Below are 16,774 nucleotides of genomic sequence, written 5' to 3' on the forward strand. Positions count from 1 at the left end.
TGTATGCGGAGATGTTATGAGACTCGACAGATTTACCAGTAAATTCCAATTGGCAATAGCCGAAGCTCAGTCTATGGCTTTAGGCCGTGACCATCAGTTTATTGAACCCATTCATTTAATGCATGCTTTGCTGAATCAGGAAGGTGGATCCACCAAAGATCTGTTCAGCAAAATTGGCGTCAATACCAATGAACTGCGTTCCAAATTATCCCAGGCTTTAGAGCGCTTACCCAAAGTGGAAGGTGCAGATGCTAATGTGCAGCTGTCTGCTGCCACTATTAACCTGCTGAATCTATGTGATAAATATGCGCAAAAACGCAAAGATCAATATATCTCCAGCGAGTTGTTTGTGTTGGCTGCCTGTGAGGACAAGTCTGAATTAGGCCATTTATTACGCCTCCTGGGTGTAGATAAAGCTGTAGTGGAAAAAGCCATAGAACAAATTCGTGGCGGCCAGAATGTCGATGACCCTAATGCTGAAGACAGCCGTCAGGCTTTAAACAAATATACGGTGGATTTAACGGCGCGGGCTGAAGCTGGCAAGTTAGATCCTGTGATAGGCCGTGATGAAGAAATCCGCCGTTGTATTCAGGTGCTGCAGCGCCGCACTAAAAACAATCCTGTGCTGATTGGTGAACCTGGTGTGGGTAAAACCGCCATAGTCGAAGGTTTAGCGCTGCGTATCATCAATAAAGAAGTGCCGGAAGGTTTAAAAGACAAACGAGTTCTGTCTTTGGATATGGGCTCTTTATTGGCTGGTGCTAAGTATCGTGGTGAATTTGAAGAACGCCTAAAAGCAGTGCTGAACGAGCTTTCAAAAGAAGAAGGCCGGGTTATTCTGTTTATTGACGAAATTCATACCATGGTCGGTGCTGGCAAAGCCGACGGTGCTATGGATGCCGGCAATATGCTCAAACCTGCATTAGCTCGGGGTGAACTGCATTGTTTAGGCGCCACCACTTTAGATGAATACCGCAAATACATTGAAAAAGATGCAGCTTTGGAGCGACGTTTCCAGAAAGTCATAGTGGATGAGCCTTCAGTGGAAGACACTATCGCCATTTTGCGTGGCTTAAAAGAACGCTACGAGCTGCACCATGCGGTAGAGATTACCGATCCGGCCATAGTGGCGGCTGCTACTTTGTCGCACCGTTATGTCAGCGACCGACAGCTGCCGGATAAAGCCATTGATTTAATTGATGAAGCGGCGTCCAGCATTCGGATGCAGATGGACTCTAAGCCGGAAGAACTGGACAGATTAGAGCGGCGTATTATTCAGTTGAAGCTGGAAGATAATGCGCTGGCGAAAGAAACAGATGATGCGACGAAAAAGCGCCGTGACATGATCCAGGAACAAATCCGTGAACTGGATTTGAAATACAACGAGCTGGATGAAGTCTGGTCTTCAGAAAAAGCGGCCTTGCAAGGCACACAAAATATCAAAGCGGACTTAGAACAAGCCAGGCTGGATATGGAAGTAGCGCGTCGTGCCGGTGATTTAAACCGTATGTCGCAGCTGAAATACGAACGTATTCCTGCTTTGGAAAAACGGCTTGATTTGGCGTCACAAGTGGAAATGCATGAAATGACGCTGCTTCGAAATAAAGTGACGGAGCAGGAAATTGCTGATGTGTTATCCAAAGCCACGGGAATTCCGGTCAGCAAAATGCTGGAAGGTGAACGCGACAAACTGCTTCGTATGGAGCAGGAACTGCAAAAACGGGTGGTAGGCCAGGCCGAAGCTTTAGAAGCTGTGTCCAACTCCATCCGCCGTTCCCGTGCAGGTTTAGCCGATCCGAATAAGCCTATAGGTTCATTCCTGTTTTTAGGCCCAACAGGTGTGGGTAAAACCGAGCTAACCAAAGCCTTAGCCCAGTTCCTGTTTGATACCGAAGATGCGCTGATCCGCATTGATATGTCGGAATTTATGGAAAAGCACACAGTATCGCGTTTAGTCGGTGCTCCTCCTGGCTATGTCGGCTATGAAGAGGGGGGTTATTTAACTGAAGCAGTGCGGCGTAAACCTTATTCTGTGGTGTTGCTGGATGAAGTAGAAAAAGCCCATCCTGATGTGTTTAACATTTTGCTGCAGGTGCTGGACGATGGTCGTTTAACAGATGGGCAAGGTCGTACAGTCGACTTTAAAAACACAGTGATCATTATGACCTCGAATTTAGGTTCAGATTTGATCCAGGAGCATTATCAGCATCAGGATTATCAGCAAATGAAAGATATGCTGATGGACGTGCTGAGCAAACAGTTCAGACCTGAGTTTTTAAACCGGTTAGATGAAACTGTGGTGTTCCACCCGCTGGACAGCGCGCATATCCGCCATATAGCGTCTATTCAGTTGCAACGCCTGCGTTTGCGTTTGCAGGATAAAGGCTTTGGTTTGTCGGTGACAGATGCTGCTTTAGATCTGTTGGCAGCGGCTGGTTTTGATGCAGTCTTTGGCGCGCGACCGTTAAAACGCGCTATTCAGCATTATATTGAAAACCCATTGGCTCAAACCTTACTGAAAGGTCAGATTAAGCCAAATGCAATAGTGTCAGTCGATGCCAAAGCAGGAAAATTTGTGATTGAATCCGGACCTGTTCAGTAAAACTTGTAGTCACTAAAAAGCCCGCAGCTGCGGGCTTTTTTTATAGCCAGAGGTTACTGGTTAAATGTCTTACTTAAATTGGCAATCTCAGCAGCTTGCTGGTGCAGACGTTGGTTGTTGTCGGCAACTAGTTGCATATTGCCTAAGTTTTCATCTGCAATATGCTGAATATTTTGCACATTGCTGGCCACTTCACTTGCAACCTGGCCTTGCTGAGTCGCAGCTGTCGCAATTTGCGACGATAAATGATCGATGGTATTGACCATAGCGACAATTTCCGATAATTGCTCTGTGCTGTGAGTGGTCTGAGTCACACATTCTTCTACCTGTTCACGGCTTTGCGTCATGGTTTTGCCCCAACTCAATAAAGTTTGCTGGATTTCACCAATAGAACGCTGAATTTGCTCTGTAGCTTTATGAGTACGGGATGATAAAGCCCTTACTTCATCAGCGACTACGGCAAAACCACGGCCATGTTCACCGGCCCGAGCTGCTTCAATGGCGGCATTTAACGCCAGCAAGTTGGTTTGATTAGCAATACCCTGAATTTCTGTCATCACAGCACCAATACGTTCGGCTTCCACAGCTAAGTTATCTGCAGTGCTGGCTGCACCTTGTACTTCTACAGCCAGTTTTTTTACTGTGTTGGCGGTTAATTGCATCACTTGTTCTGCCTGCTGGCAAATCTGCTGAGCTTCGCCCACTTTCTGGTTGGTTTCGCCTGTGCGTTCGGCGATATCCAGTACTGTACTGCTTAATTGCTGAGTGGCCGTAGCAATAGAGACTAATTCCTGACTTTGCTGGTGAATGCCACGTTGTGTTAAATGCACGGCCTCTTCCAGCGTGTCGGCAATGCTGGTTAGTTTGTTGGTGCTGTCTCTAGTGCGGCCTAATACGGTTCGCAAGCGGGCCTGATGCATCTGATGGCGGAAGTCTGCTACTGAAAATGCCGTTTTACCGCTATAGACATAACGGGATACAGAATCGAAGTCTTGACGCATTTTGCTTAACTGAGCCGGAATATCTACTAATTCGTCATACATCAACACAAAGAAAATAGCCGGAATAAGCAAGGCCAGCCATAACGCATGAGACCAGAGCAAAGCACCTGCCGCTATTAAAATAAAGCTGCTAAGCAGTGCAATAAGACGACGTAAATTGCTGTTACCATTCCACTGGTTGATGGTTTTACCTGCGTTGATCGCCTGGTAACAGCGATCGGCTTTTTGGATTAAATCTGGAGTTGCTTTTACGCGTACTGACTGGTAGCCCACCAGTTGCTGCTGCTGATAAATAGGGGTGACAAAAGCATCCACCCAATAATAGCGACCGTCTTTGCAACGGTTTTTCACCATACCACGCCAGGATTGACCTTGCTTTAAGTGGGTCCACATATCAGCAAAAGCGGCGGCTGGCATATCAGGATGGCGCACCAGATTATGGTTTTTCCCCACCAGTTCGTCTTCTGTATAACCGGCAACCAGGCAAAATGCAGGGTTGGCATAGGTGATCACCCCACGTGTATCTGTAGTGGAGACTAACTCTTGTCCGGCGTCGTATTGAACTTCCTGGTCAACAAGGTTCTGGTTGCGGCGGTTCATGCTTATTTCCTTTTTATTTATCATTCAGTTAATCTGAATCAAAGCGGCGGCATTATTTCAAAGATCTCTCAGATAAGCGAGTTTAGGAGCATTATGCAAGTATCTGCCATTATGACCAGAAAATTGACGATGGTTGACCCGGATATGAGTTTGTCTGCGCTAAAAGACATTTTTAATCAGTCTAAATTTCAGCATGTGCCAGTGATTGATGCCGGGCGACGTTTAGTAGGTATAGTTTCCGTCAAAGATTATTTCAAAGCATTGGCACCTGTGATGGATGCCGCCTCGGAGAAAACCTTAGATATTTTTGTCACCAGCCGCAAAATTAAACATGTAATGAGCAGCCCAGTGATAGCTGTGCCTGAAGATTATCCAGTGGTCAAAGCGGCAGCCTTGTTGCTCAAACATAACATTGGCTGTTTGCCTGTGACGGATCAGGATAATGTGGCTATAGGCATAGTGTCGTGGAAAGACATTATGCGAATAGTGGTGTTGCAGGCGGCGCGCAAAAGCAGATTGGCATATGGCGCTGCTGCTGAAGAAGAGTAGAATACAACGTCAATTTATCTCACAAAAACTTAATTTCTGGGCACTCTTGTTTTTTAATTTGAGTCGCCCCATTTTAACGTTTGCTCATTATCAGAAATAAGGGATCAGCTTGAGTCATTTCCTCGAACAACGTCTGGCTGCGCTTGGCACCACGTCATTTCAAACTGCAATTAAAGGTATCAGACGGGGTATTGAGCGGGAGACATTGCGGATTAAGCCGGATGGTCATCTGGCTCAAACTGGTCATGCAAAAGCTTTAGGATCGGCTTTAACTCACCCTTTAATCACCACAGATTTTTCAGAGTCTTTGCTGGAGTTTATTACCCCGGCACAAACTGATATTGATGTGACTTTAAAGCAACTGACGGATATTCATAAATTTGCGTTATCTCATATAGGTGAAGAGCGGCTTTGGGCTGGTTCTATGCCTTGTTATATCGAACATCAGGATGAGATCCAACTGGCGCAGTACGGTAGCTCCAATGTTGGAACTATGAAAACCGTTTATCGCCAGGGCCTTAAAAATCGTTATGGCAGCATGATGCAGGCCATCAGCGGTGTGCATTTTAATTTCTCTATTCCACAAGAGTTCTGGCAGCAGTATCAGCAGTTGTTGGGAGACACGGGGTCCTTGCAGGATTTTATTTCTGCTCAGTACCTGCACCTTATTCGTAATTACAAAAGATATGTTTGGCTGGTTGTGTATTTGTTTGGTGCATCCCCTGCTATGTGCAGCTCGTTTCTACAAGGCCGCGAACCTAAGTATAAGTTCCAAACCTTGGGCAAAGGCTCTTTATACTTACCTTATGCCACCTCTTTACGAATGAGTGATCTGGGCTATACCAACAGTGCGCAGTCCAGTTTAAATATCAGCTACAACAATTTGCCGGATTATATCGAAGGTTTACGTCAGGCTATTTCGACGCCTTCTGCCGAATACGCTTCCATAGGCGTTAAAGTCGATGGGCAGTACAATCAGCTCAATAGCAATATTCTACAAATCGAAAACGAATTTTATTCGACCATACGACCTAAACGTACTACTCAAAGTGGCGAGCGGCCAACCTGCGCTTTAAAACGCCGTGGTGTGGAATACATTGAAGTGCGGGCTTTGGATGTCAATCCGTTCAGCGCTGTGGGGATTAACGCTGAACAAATGCGTTTTCTGGATTTGTTTTTGATTTACTGTTTACTGGAAAAAAGCCCGGATTTATCGGCTGACGAACAGGCAGTGACAGAGCAAAACCTGCGTAAAGTGGTAACCGAAGGACGCAAACGTAACCTTGATCTGAATGAAAATGGCCAGCCTCGTTTAATGCTGGACTGGGCTGAACAGCTGTTCGCTGATCTGATGCCTATAGCGAACTGGATGGACGCAGCTCACAGCAGTGATTCGTACAGTGCTGCTATCAAAGAGTTTTATTTAGGCTTGTTAGATCCGAACCAAACCTATTCAGGTAAGTTATTAAGCCGTTTAATTGCTCAGCAGCAGGATAGTCCTTATTACGCTTTGGCTTTGGCTGAGCAGTACAGGCAGCAATTGGCTGCAATGGACTATCAGCTGTATACCGAAGCAGAGTTTGAACAAATGGCGGCGGTATCCTTGCTTGAGCAACAGAAGATTGAACAGGCCGACTCGGTGAGTTTTGATCAGTACCTTGAACAGTATTTTGCTGATTTATAAGCATAAAGCCGGATATTAAATCCGGCTTTTTAATATCCACTAAAACTCAGACATAAAAAAACGGCCAGCAAGCTGGCCGTGAAAACTAAGGATAAGGATAATCCAGGGATGAAAAACAAAAACTTGGTTGAATCCATTCGTTAGGTTAGTCTGAGTTGTGTTTTGAAAAGTTCAGCGTGTTATGAAAAAAATTAAAAAAACTTTACTCTTCTTATCGCTTGCTACTGTATTAACAGGCTGCGCTACAGCCCCACCTAAAAACAGCTCCAATTTATGTGAAATTTTCCGCGAACATGACGACTGGTATGACGCAGCATCCGATATGCGTGATAAATGGGACGTGCCTATTCATGTGCCTATGGCGATGATGTATCAGGAAAGCAGTTTTAAGCATAATGCCCAGCCGCCTATGGAATATTGGTTTGGTTTTATTCCAGTCGGTCGTGCCAGCACAGCTTATGGTTATGCTCAGGTCAAAGACGAGACCTGGGAAGACTATGGCCGTGAAACGGGCAGCTATTTTGCGGCGCGCTCAAACTTTGATGATGCTTTGGATTTTATGGGCTGGTATATCAACAAAAGCAGCAAAATTAATAAAGTGGCCAAATCTGATGCCTATGCTCAGTATCTGAATTATCACGAAGGCTGGGGCGGTTATAAGCGCGGTACCTATTACAAAAAGCGCTGGCTGATGGAAACGTCCCGTAAAGTACAACAAAGAGCAACTATGTATCAGAAACAATTACAAAGCTGTGAAGACGAATTTAAAAGCGGTTGGTTTTTTGGTTTGTTTGGTTAACTGGACAAAAACAGATGTAAGAAGGGCGCCGCAGGGCGCCCTTTTGCTTTTATGCTTTTTGCAAATGCGGCATTAACCGCACTGTTTTAATCATATTATCCTGCACTTCGATAATCTCCATTGGGCACCCTGCCAGAGTCAAACCTAAACTGGCTTCAGGGATCTCTTCCAGATACTCAAGCACCAGACCATTTAATGTTTTAGGCCCATCCGTTGGGAAATTCAGTTGCATATCCCGGTTTAAATCCCGTAAGTTGATACCGCCGTCGACCAGGAAACTGCCATCAGGCTGAGGCTGAATTTCTTCGCTCTGGTGATCTGTGATATCAGTCGTAAAATTACCTACCACTTCTTCCAGTATATCTTCTAAGGTAACCAGGCCTTGAATATCACCGTATTCGTCGACCACCAGGCCTATACGCTCTTTGGAACTTTGAAACTTATGCAGCTGGGTATTGAGTGGGGTGTTTTCCGGAATAAAATAAATTTCCCGTACTGAACGTAGTAAAGATGCTTTGTTCAGTTGTTCTTTTAAAGCCAGACGGGCCAGATCACGGCTGTGAATAAAACCTAATGCATCATCCACGCTGTCGCGGTACAACAAAATGCGGTTATGCTGACTGTTGGACAACTGACGTACTATGTCTTTCCACTCGTCGTTGATATCAATGCCCACCAACTCGTTGCGTGGGATCATAATATCTTCCACTGTGGCTTTTTCTAAATCCAGCACGCCAACCAGCATACTTTGGTTGTGTTCCGGGATCAGAGCTCCAGCTTCATAGACGACAGTGCGTAATTCTTCGCTGCTTAAGCTGTTGCCATGATGTTGCTCAGCACTGACGCCAAGCCAGCCTAACAGGGTGTTACAGATTTTATTCAGTAACCAGACCACAGGATAAAGCACTTTCATCAGGGGTTTAAGGACTACCGAACTTGGAAAAGCGACTTTTTCCGGGTGCAAAGCTGCCAGAGTTTTTGGTGTGACTTCACCAAAAATCAGGATGATTACTGTCAGAGCTATAGTGGCTATTGCAATACCAAAATCACCATATAAACGTAAGCCAATAACCGTACCTATAGCTGATGCTGCGATATTGACGAGATTGTTACCGACCAGAATTAAACCAATCAGCCTGTCACGGCGTTCCAACATAGCGGTCACACGCATGGCAGCTTTATGCTGTTCATTGGCAAGATGTTTAAGCTTGTATGGGTTCACCGACATCATGCCGGTTTCAGAAGCTGAGAAAAATGCGGAACATAAAACCAGCAATCCCAATACAATAAAGAGGGTGCTGGTTGAGATCTCGTCCAAAAGTAGTTTACCTGTAGGGCTAATCGAAGCTATTTGATATTACGAACAGCCCTTCAAGTCAAGACTTAATGGGCTATAGCGGGAAAAAGCTGTTATCCGAGCCGGTCTAACATCACTTCACGGACAAAACGGCTGCCAAAATAAGCAAGTGTCAGCAAAATGCTGCCGGTAAAGGTTAAGGCTATCGCCAGACGACCACGCCAGCCTAACTGAGCATGACCCCATAACAGCAGTACAAAGATCAGAAAAGCGATGGAACTCAGTATATTTTTATGCAGGTTTTGCGCGGCCAGCCAGTTGTCAGTAAAAGCGGCACCACTGAATAAAGTTAACCCCAGCAACAAAGTACCAAGCAGCAACACTCTGAACTGCAGCCGCTCGACCTGGAGCAGCGGCGGCAAAAACTGATTGCCTAGCATAAAGTCTTTTTGCTTCAGTTTTTTACTGATGTAGTGCACTTGCAGCGAATGCAAAGTGGCCACTATTAATAAGGTGTAAGCAACGAATGCAACTATGATGTGCATCAGCAAAATAGGACTATGCTCAAAGTGCTGCATTTGCACTTCAGCAGGCAACACCAAAACGGCCAGCTGAGTCAGAGCTGAAAAACCATAAACTATAGGTAGCAATAATACGGTTGGGGTGCGAAGTGCCGTAATAGTAATAGCAGTGCTGATCAACCAGCACACCAGCGAAATGACATTGAGCAGGCTGAAGTTCTGACCGGAGCCTGCAAAAATAGAATCAGCCAGAAACAGCATGTGGCACACAATAGCCAACAAGGCTGCACTGAACATTAATTTATAGTTAGGGCCTTGTGGATGCACCAGACGGGACAATACCATACCGGTTGCCAGCAAATAACCAACCAATGCCACACCGGGTAACAGCTCAACTAACATAAATCAGATCCTGTTGATTCGTGAAGATTTAACATTCTATTGCAAATTACTCGCATTTGACAGCTCAAGCTCACCTAATTGGCGTGACAGTTTCAGCTAAGATGGCGGCTGACTCCTTACTCGCTCTGGGGTATAATCCGGCCATATTGTATATCAGGTGCTAAGTTATGTTTGAAAACCTGTCGGACCGCTTAACCAAAACGCTGAAGAACATCAGCGGTCGTGGTCGTTTAACTGAAGATAATATCAAAGAAACCTTACGTGAAGTACGGATGGCTTTATTAGAAGCTGACGTTGCTTTGCCTGTGGTGCGTGACTTTGTTAATCAGGTCAAAGAACGTTCTGTTGGCATTGAAGTCAGCAAAAGCCTGACACCTGGTCAGGAATTCCTGAAAATCGTCCGCAAAGCCTTAGAAGATGCGATGGGCGAAGCCAATGAAGAGCTGGCATTAAATGTTCAGCCGCCTGCAGTGGTATTAATGGCCGGTTTACAAGGTGCGGGTAAAACCACCTCTGTGGCTAAGCTTGCGAAGTTTTTAAAAGAGCGCAAAAAGAAAAAAGTATTAGTGGTCTCTGCTGACGTTTATCGTCCAGCCGCTATTAAACAGTTAGAGACGCTGGCGAAAGAAGTCGGTGTTGAATTCTTCCCAAGCGATGTTAGTCAGAAGCCTATAGATATAGTCAACGCTGCCATAGCTCATGCCCGCTTACAAATTTTTGATGTGCTGTTAGTCGATACCGCCGGTCGTCTGCATGTTGATGAAGAAATGATGGGCGAAATTAAAGCTCTGCATGCAGCGGTTAACCCTGTCGAAACTTTGTTTGTGGTCGATGCCATGACAGGTCAGGATGCGGCCAATACGGCTAAAGCGTTTAACGAAGCTTTACCTTTGACCGGTGTGATCCTGACCAAAGCTGATGGTGATGCCCGTGGTGGTGCTGCTTTATCTATTCGTCATATCACTGGCAAGCCGATAAAGTTTATCGGTATGGGCGAAAAAATTGACGCCTTAGAGCCATTCCATCCGGATCGTATTGCCTCCCGTATTCTGGGCATGGGCGATATGATGAGCTTGATTGAGCAAATCGAGCAAAAGGTTGATAAAGAGCAAGCCGCTAAAGTCGCTGCCAAAGTAATGAAAGGGCAGGGCTTTAGTTTAGAAGACTTCCGTGACCAGTTAGTGCAGATGCGCAGCATGGGCGGCATGATGTCGATGCTGGATAAATTACCTGGCATGAAAAACTTACCTGCTGGTGCTATGGATCAGATGGGTAATAAGCAGTTCAATAAAATGGAAGCCATTATTAATTCCATGACGAAAAAAGAGCGCTTGTTTCCTGATTTGATCAAAGGCTCTCGCAAAAAACGTATCGCAGCAGGTTCAGGCACCCAAGTGCAGGATGTGAACCAAATGCTGAAGCAATTTACCCAAATGCAGAAAATGATGAAGCAGATGTCGGGTAAAGGCGGCTTAATGAAGATGATGCGTGGCATGGGCGGTAAGTTACCACCTGGCCTGTTACCTCCACGTTAAGTCCAATTCCAGCCTGCCGTCAGTGGGTTTTGGTAAAAGCTGAAATATGCGGCCAAAGCCCGAAAAACCTTGCAATGCAGGCAAAAATCCGTACAATTCACCGACCCCACGGTCTGACCGCGGGGTTTGTTATTTTTTTAAATCCTGAACGATTATTAGAGGACGGTATGGTAACTATTCGTTTACAACGTGGTGGCGCGAAAAAGCGTCCATTTTACCAAGTTGTGGTAGCGGACAGCCGTTTTGCCCGTGATGGCCGCTTCATTGAGCGCGTGGGTTTTTTCAACCCAATCGCTAGCGGTACTGAAGAGCAAACGCGTATTGACTTAGAGCGTATCAACCACTGGGTATCGCAAGGCGCTTCTTTAAGCGACCGCGTTGCTTCATTGGTGAAAGCTGCTAAGAAAACTGCTGCTTAATAGCTAAAATAAATAAAGGTCGGAGTTTCACCTTGAACGGTAAAGATTTAGTTGTCTTAGGTAAGTTTGGTGCTGTTTACGGCATCAACGGGTGGCTAAAAGTAAACTCCTATACCGATATCCCGGAAGGGATTTTTGATTACACACCCTGGCAAATTCAAGTGCAGGGTAACTGGCGTCAAATGCAAATCTCCGGTAAAAAACGACATGGCAACGGCCTTATCGTAAAACTGGCAGACGTGGCTGACCGCGACCAGGCTCAACTCTACGTAAATGCGGATATCGCAGTAGAGCGTTCTGCATTACCTCAGCTTGCTGAAGGTGATTTCTATTGGCGTGACCTGATGGGCATGTCTGTAGTGAACGAGGCTGGTTATCACTTAGGTGAAGTGGTCGACATGATGGAAACTGGCTCAAACGACGTTCTCGTTGTGAAAGCCAATAAATCCGATGCATTTGGCAAGACGGAGCGTTTACTCCCTTTCTTGACTGACTCTGTCATTAAGGAAGTGAATAACGCTGAAAGACGTATCTTAGTAGACTGGGATCCGGACTTTTAATGTCGCAGCAAGCTGGTTTGTGGGTTGGAGTTATTACTCTGTTCCCGCAGATGTTTGATGCTATTACAAAGTTTGGTGTAACAAGCCGTGCTGTAAAGCAAGGATTGTTACAGGTGGAGTGTTGGAATCCGCGGGATTATACTTCGGATAAACACAATACTGTCGATGATCGCCCCTTTGGTGGTGGTCCCGGAATGCTGATGATGGTGCAGCCGCTGACCGACGCTATTCGCGCCGCCAAGCAAGCTGCCGGAGGGAATGTACATACGGTGTATTTGTCGCCGCAAGGCCGCAAATTAGACCAAAAAGGTGTACAGGAACTTTCACGTTACCCGAAACTGCTGTTAGTGGCAGGCCGTTACGAAGGCATTGATGAACGCGTAATTGAAACCGAAATTGACGAAGAATGGTCAATTGGGGATTACGTGCTGAGTGGAGGCGAGTTGCCTGCGATGACGCTGATTGATGCGGTATCGCGACTGGTACCAGGCGTACTGGGGCACGAAGAGTCGGCAGAACAGGATTCGTTTGCAACTGGTTTGTTAGACTGCCCACACTACACCAGACCTGCGGTGTTAGCAGACAAAGAGGTTCCACCGGTGTTGCTGAGTGGACACCATGAAAATATACGACGCTGGCGTCTGAAACAGGCTCTTGGTAGAACCTGGTTAAGACGGCCGGATATGTTAAATACCCTGGCTCTGACTAAGGAGCAACGCAAATTACTGGATGAATTCCAATTGGAACACCAGGCGTTGCAGCAACACGATAGTTAATTCCAGGTAAAGTGAGATTGTTATGAGCAAAGTTAGCCAAAACATTATCAAGCAACTTGAAGACGAACAGTTAAAAACTGACGTGCCAGCATTTGGCCCAGGTGACACTGTAGTTGTTCAGGTTAAAGTGAAAGAAGGTGACAAAACCCGTCTGCAGGCTTACGAAGGCGTAGTTATCGCCAAACGTAACCGTGGTCTGCATTCAGCTTTCACAGTTCGTAAAATTTCCAACGGCGAAGGTGTTGAGCGTGTATTCCAGACGCACAGCCCTATGATTGACAGCATTACGCTGAAACGCCGTGGCGCAGTCCGCCGTGCCAAGCTTTACTACTTACGCGATCGTTCAGGTAAATCAGCGCGTATCCGCGAAAAGCTTAACTAAGCGACTGGAAAGGCTGACCTTGTGTCAGCCTTTTTTTATGTCCATGGAAGGACGGTATGTCGCAGCCATCCCTGGCGCTCACCCTTTGGGCCAATGCTTCGCATTGTTAAAAATTGATCCTGACTATTTTTTATTCGCAGCCATCCTTGGCGCTCACCCTTTGGGTCAATGCTTTGCATTGTTAAAAATTGATCCTGACAATTTTTTGGTCTGTAATGTGACTATGCACACCGAACTGCAAGCCGATTTAGTTGCCGCACTCGAAGCTTTCCTGTTATCCAGACAAGGAGAGATCAGCGAGCAGGAATTGCTGCATCAATTAAAAGCCTTTTTCCCCGAACCTCGTAGCCTCGCTGTCGATTCCTTGTTATTCCAGCAACACTTTATTCTTTATCATCATTTGTTTGTATTGCAGGCGCAGTGGCAGCAGGAGCAAGTGGCTTTATTACATATTGGTTACGCCAAAGTGATGGTCTACACGGTCAGTGCTCTGCCCGACAATGCCGTGGCTTTATGGCAGGAGCAACAGGACAAAGCGGCTTATTATCTGGATTGGCAAAATATGCGGGCTATGACGGATGATAAACTGCAGACGGTATTGGATGAATTCTGGAAAAAGCTGGCGTTGTACCAGCAGAATAAAACGCTCGATACCACAGTGTTGCAGCAAAAATGGCAGTTGCTTCAGCCTTATTCAGTGGCTCAATTGAAAAAAAACTACCGGCAACAGGCACTGCGTTTGCACCCGGATAAAGGCGGCGATGCTGCGGCTTTTCAACTGTTGCAGCAGGAGTACCAATGGTTACTTGCTGAGCTTTCTCTGTAAAGACAGCGCTAACTTAGCTTTTATCAATCACTTAGCAATATCCTCTTCTATCCATACCTCACAAAGCCCACTACAATAGCTTTATATTGTGTTGCAACGCGACAAGGACCCTAACGTGGATTCCGCCAGTTTTATCGAAAAACGCCGCTTTATCGTCAAGCTTGGCAAAATGCTGCATAAGTTTGGTACCCCTGCTTATCGTTTGGAAGCGCACTTACAGGAAGTGGCACAGTTGCTGAAAATTGGCGGCTCTTTTGCTATTACGCCTACAGTGCTGACTTTTGTGCTGTGGATCCCTGGTGATGAGAATGAATACACCCACATCTCCCGGGTGACTCCAGGCGAACTGGATTTAGGTGCCTTGTCTTATACGGATGAACTGGTGGATGCACTCGCCAGCAGTAAACTCACCTTACAGGATGTAAATCTGCGGTTGGATCAAATAGCTGCAGCGCCAAATCCTTATTCCCGCTGGGCCACTTTTGCTGCTTTTGGTGCTGCAGGTGGTGCTTTTGCTATGCTAATGCGCGCCAGCTGGCATGATGTGTTCTGGGCCACAGTGCTGAGTCTTATTGTATATTTGTTTGTGCTCTGGTCGATGAAGTCACGCCGTGTTGCCCATATGCTGGAACCACTGGTGGCGCTAATTTCAGCCTTGTTGGCTACTGCTGTTGCAGTCTATATTGACCCGATGATCAATGTACCCCTGGTGGTATTGTCTTCCATTATTGTATTTATTCCAGGTCTGGCTTTAACCCTGGGATTAGCAGAGCTGGCGGCCCGTCATCTGGTATCAGGTACAGCCAGGGTGATGGATGCAGTCATGCTGCTGTTTAAGCTGTATTTTGGTGCCTTTTTAGGGGTCGCTTTAGGTCAGGTGTTATTTGGCCAGATCCCTCCGCAAATCGCGCCTTCAGTGCCAGAATGGACCAGTTGGCTGGCCGTCTCGATTTTATGTGGCAGCTTAGTGGTGGTATTTAAAGCCAGGCTGAAACATGCACTTTGGGGGATAGCTTCAGGTTTTATTGCCTATGCTGCCAGCTTAATAGGAGCCTATTATCTGGGATTGGCATTAGGAGCTTTTGTTGGTGCTTTCGCTGTTGGTTTATACGGTAATTTGTTTAACCGACTGATGAATGCCCCTGCCAGTATTGTTTCTTTGCAGGGCATGATAGTACTAGTGCCTGGCAGTAAAACCTATATGGGTTTAAATGCTTTTGTTTCAGGGCAACAAATGGTGTCAACTGAGCAACTAGGCCAGCAAACCTTTCTGATTTTTATGTCGCTGGTGGCAGGATTTATTTTTGCCAATGTGGCGTTGCCGCCGAGAAAGGCGTTGTAGAAAATTCGATTTTCGTTATACCCAAAGTAATTGATGTTGCAGCGCGACGACAAGCGTTGGAGACCCCGGGAGCATAGTAGTCCTATGTTTCTATGGATTGAGGCGTATGCTCGCCAGAGACCAAAGTTAATACCTTTAAATAAATTGCTGGGGCGAGGAGCGCAGTCAACAAAGCTGCGGCTTCAAGTACGAAGGGTATAAAAAAATCGTCGGGAAACGATTTTCACTCACATCGTCCATGATGCTCGCCTTCGGCAGCTGAAGCTGTGAAAAACGGCTATCCTGCCGTTTTTCACATTGGAGCGAAGCGACGATGGCCTGTCAGGGCGAAACCGGTAAAAGCATTGCCAACAGTTTGGCAATGCCCGGATGAGCGCCAGCGGCTCTGCCGGCTGGCCGGAACATTTTGCAGGACAGCAAATGTAAAAAAGCTGCGATTAACGCAGCTCTTGTAACAACTTCTCTAAGCGGTCTTTTAAGTCGCTAAACAGCAGTGGCTTGCGCATCAGTTGCACTGAATCCGGTAAACCGCCACCAGAGGCAATTTCAGCATCTGTTAAAGCAGTTACCACAATAATTTTCATATTCTCGTGGCGAGGAGATAACTTCAGTTCACGGATCATCTGAAAACCATCCAGTTCAGGCATTTGCAAATCTGAGATCAGAATCTGTGGTGCCCATTCGCCAATTTTTAATAAACCAGCTATACCGTTGGTAACTGATTGCAAACTGATAGGTAAACCCCAGGATTCAATTTGCAGGCTATAAAGTTGCTTGAGTAACTCATCATCTTCAGCCAATAGAATGCGAACCGAATTATCAACAGGTTGAGTTTGATTTTTCAGCAGAAGGCGTTCGACAGAAGATTGAGTGACACGACGATGACCACCAGGAGTTTTCCAGGCGTCCAGAGCACCTTTCTCCACCCATAACTGCACGGTGCGTAAAGAAACACCAAGTAAATCAGCAGCTTGTTGAGTCGACAATAAAGGTTCTGTGTGTTTACTTTTGTTCATACGGGGCTAGTGGGTATCATATTTTGTATTTTTATCAATTCTAGACGAGAACACAGGTCGCTGTCACTTTATTTTTTGTGATTTTAAACCGCTTTTTTTTCACTTATCGCTCCTGACTCTTTGACCTGAAAGGCAAAATGGTAGCGCAGGGCTTTTTCGGCGGTTTTTGCGGCGCGCATAACTGCTCCAAGGCATCCTGCATCCGGCTCATTTCTGACAACATGAGTTGATAGGCTCTGGTTAGCCGGACCAGAGGCGCTTTATATCTTAACTGTTCTGACTGCAGCCTGAACAAGGTTTGCTGAATGGCCTTTCTTCCCCTGTCGTCACTTTGCGCATCAATAAGCTCCTGATTCAATTTTTTCTGTAACTCATCCAGTGCAGCCGGGTTCTGTTTTGCCATGCTGAGTAACTCATCAAAAGCGGGCAGCGGTGAATAAGGGGGAGCAGCCATAAGCTAGCC

16 protein-coding genes are annotated in these 16,774 nt (G+C 46.1%); 11 read left to right on the top strand and 5 right to left on the bottom strand.

Annotation, left to right across the window (positions count from 1 at the left end):
• The first annotated feature begins 16 nt into the window (after positions 1-16).
• Positions 17-2,602, top strand: coding sequence for an ATP-dependent chaperone ClpB (gene clpB, locus LSG37_RS04110; RefSeq protein WP_233078668.1), 2,586 nt, complete (start codon positions 17-19; stop codon positions 2,600-2,602).
• Positions 2,603-2,655: 53 nt separating this feature from the next.
• Here the strand turns inward: clpB and LSG37_RS04115 are convergent, their stop codons facing one another.
• On the bottom strand, positions 2,656-4,203 hold the full coding sequence (locus LSG37_RS04115) for a methyl-accepting chemotaxis protein (protein ID WP_233078669.1): 1,548 nt from the start codon (positions 4,201-4,203) through the stop codon (positions 2,656-2,658).
• 93 nt (positions 4,204-4,296) lie between these two features.
• Here LSG37_RS04115 and LSG37_RS04120 point away from each other — a divergent pair, with 93 nt between their 5' ends.
• The 3 genes from LSG37_RS04120 (at position 4,297) to LSG37_RS04130 (ending at position 7,235) form a co-directional block, all read left to right on the top strand.
• Positions 4,297-4,752: a CBS domain-containing protein gene (locus LSG37_RS04120; RefSeq protein ID WP_233078670.1), complete on the top strand. Its 456-nt coding sequence runs from the start codon at positions 4,297-4,299 to the stop codon at positions 4,750-4,752.
• A 109-nt stretch (positions 4,753-4,861) separates the two neighbouring features.
• Positions 4,862-6,436, top strand: a complete 1,575-nt coding sequence (gene gshA, locus LSG37_RS04125; protein WP_233078671.1) for a glutamate--cysteine ligase — start codon at positions 4,862-4,864, stop codon at positions 6,434-6,436.
• A 181-nt stretch (positions 6,437-6,617) separates the two neighbouring features.
• Positions 6,618-7,235, top strand: coding sequence for a transglycosylase SLT domain-containing protein (locus LSG37_RS04130; protein WP_233078672.1), 618 nt, complete (start codon positions 6,618-6,620; stop codon positions 7,233-7,235).
• Between the two features lie 49 nt (positions 7,236-7,284).
• Here the strand turns inward: LSG37_RS04130 and LSG37_RS04135 are convergent, their stop codons facing one another.
• On the bottom strand, positions 7,285-8,553 hold the full coding sequence (locus tag LSG37_RS04135) for an HlyC/CorC family transporter (protein WP_233078673.1): 1,269 nt from the start codon (positions 8,551-8,553) through the stop codon (positions 7,285-7,287).
• 92 nt (positions 8,554-8,645) lie between these two features.
• Complete coding sequence (locus tag LSG37_RS04140; RefSeq protein WP_233078674.1) at positions 8,646-9,455, bottom strand: cytochrome C assembly family protein; 810 nt, start codon at positions 9,453-9,455, stop codon at positions 8,646-8,648.
• 167 nt (positions 9,456-9,622) lie between these two features.
• Here LSG37_RS04140 and ffh point away from each other — a divergent pair, with 167 nt between their 5' ends.
• The 7 genes from ffh (at position 9,623) to LSG37_RS04175 (ending at position 15,295) form a co-directional block, all read left to right on the top strand.
• The gene (gene ffh, locus LSG37_RS04145; protein WP_233078675.1) at positions 9,623-10,990 is read left to right on the top strand and encodes a signal recognition particle protein; all 1,368 of its coding nucleotides are present in this window, start codon (positions 9,623-9,625) and stop codon (positions 10,988-10,990) included.
• Positions 10,991-11,157: 167 nt separating this feature from the next.
• Positions 11,158-11,409, top strand: coding sequence for a 30S ribosomal protein S16 (gene rpsP / locus LSG37_RS04150; protein WP_008898077.1), 252 nt, complete (start codon positions 11,158-11,160; stop codon positions 11,407-11,409).
• A 32-nt stretch (positions 11,410-11,441) separates the two neighbouring features.
• Positions 11,442-11,969, top strand: a complete 528-nt coding sequence (gene rimM / locus LSG37_RS04155) for a ribosome maturation factor RimM (RefSeq protein WP_233078676.1) — start codon at positions 11,442-11,444, stop codon at positions 11,967-11,969.
• Positions 11,969-12,745, top strand: a complete 777-nt coding sequence (gene trmD, locus LSG37_RS04160) for a tRNA (guanosine(37)-N1)-methyltransferase TrmD (protein WP_436286414.1) — start codon at positions 11,969-11,971, stop codon at positions 12,743-12,745. The genes rimM and trmD overlap by 1 nt, the downstream gene beginning before the upstream one ends.
• 22 nt (positions 12,746-12,767) lie before the next feature.
• Positions 12,768-13,127, top strand: coding sequence for a 50S ribosomal protein L19 (gene rplS / locus LSG37_RS04165; protein WP_008898080.1), 360 nt, complete (start codon positions 12,768-12,770; stop codon positions 13,125-13,127).
• 37 nt (positions 13,128-13,164) lie between these two features.
• Positions 13,165-13,953 (top strand): DNA-J related domain-containing protein, encoded by a 789-nt coding sequence (locus tag LSG37_RS04170; protein WP_233078677.1) that lies wholly within the window; start codon positions 13,165-13,167, stop codon positions 13,951-13,953.
• 115 nt (positions 13,954-14,068) lie between these two features.
• Complete coding sequence (locus LSG37_RS04175; protein WP_233078678.1) at positions 14,069-15,295, top strand: threonine/serine exporter family protein; 1,227 nt, start codon at positions 14,069-14,071, stop codon at positions 15,293-15,295.
• A 437-nt stretch (positions 15,296-15,732) separates the two neighbouring features.
• Here LSG37_RS04175 and LSG37_RS04180 read toward each other — a convergent pair whose 3' ends face one another.
• Together LSG37_RS04180 and LSG37_RS04185 are read right to left on the bottom strand one after the other, a co-directional pair.
• Complete coding sequence (locus LSG37_RS04180; RefSeq protein ID WP_233078679.1) at positions 15,733-16,311, bottom strand: response regulator; 579 nt, start codon at positions 16,309-16,311, stop codon at positions 15,733-15,735.
• 103 nt (positions 16,312-16,414) lie between these two features.
• On the bottom strand, positions 16,415-16,765 hold the full coding sequence (locus tag LSG37_RS04185) for a DUF3135 domain-containing protein (RefSeq protein ID WP_233078680.1): 351 nt from the start codon (positions 16,763-16,765) through the stop codon (positions 16,415-16,417).
• Positions 16,766-16,774: the final 9 nt, after the last annotated feature.

It is taken from the genome of Rheinheimera soli (assembly GCF_021290985.1).
Lineage (GTDB): Bacteria > Pseudomonadota > Gammaproteobacteria > Enterobacterales > Alteromonadaceae > Pararheinheimera > Pararheinheimera soli.

Excerpts from the sequence above, each read along its gene's own strand:
- clpB (WP_233078668.1), top strand. The coding sequence starts at position 17 with ATGAGACTCGACAGATTTACCAGTAAATTCCAATTGGCAATAGCCGAA.
- LSG37_RS04115 (WP_233078669.1), bottom strand. The coding sequence starts at position 4,203 with ATGAACCGCCGCAACCAGAACCTTGTTGACCAGGAAGTTCAATACGAC.
- LSG37_RS04120 (WP_233078670.1), top strand. The coding sequence starts at position 4,297 with ATGCAAGTATCTGCCATTATGACCAGAAAATTGACGATGGTTGACCCG.
- LSG37_RS04130 (WP_233078672.1), top strand. The coding sequence starts at position 6,618 with ATGAAAAAAATTAAAAAAACTTTACTCTTCTTATCGCTTGCTACTGTA.
- LSG37_RS04140 (WP_233078674.1), bottom strand. The coding sequence starts at position 9,455 with ATGTTAGTTGAGCTGTTACCCGGTGTGGCATTGGTTGGTTATTTGCTG.
- ffh (WP_233078675.1), top strand. The coding sequence starts at position 9,623 with ATGTTTGAAAACCTGTCGGACCGCTTAACCAAAACGCTGAAGAACATC.
- rpsP (WP_008898077.1), top strand. The coding sequence starts at position 11,158 with ATGGTAACTATTCGTTTACAACGTGGTGGCGCGAAAAAGCGTCCATTT.
- trmD (WP_436286414.1), top strand. The coding sequence starts at position 11,969 with ATGTCGCAGCAAGCTGGTTTGTGGGTTGGAGTTATTACTCTGTTCCCG.
- rplS (WP_008898080.1), top strand. The coding sequence starts at position 12,768 with ATGAGCAAAGTTAGCCAAAACATTATCAAGCAACTTGAAGACGAACAG.
- LSG37_RS04170 (WP_233078677.1), top strand. The coding sequence starts at position 13,165 with ATGTCCATGGAAGGACGGTATGTCGCAGCCATCCCTGGCGCTCACCCT.
- LSG37_RS04180 (WP_233078679.1), bottom strand. The coding sequence starts at position 16,311 with ATGAACAAAAGTAAACACACAGAACCTTTATTGTCGACTCAACAAGCT.
- LSG37_RS04185 (WP_233078680.1), bottom strand. The coding sequence starts at position 16,765 with ATGGCTGCTCCCCCTTATTCACCGCTGCCCGCTTTTGATGAGTTACTC.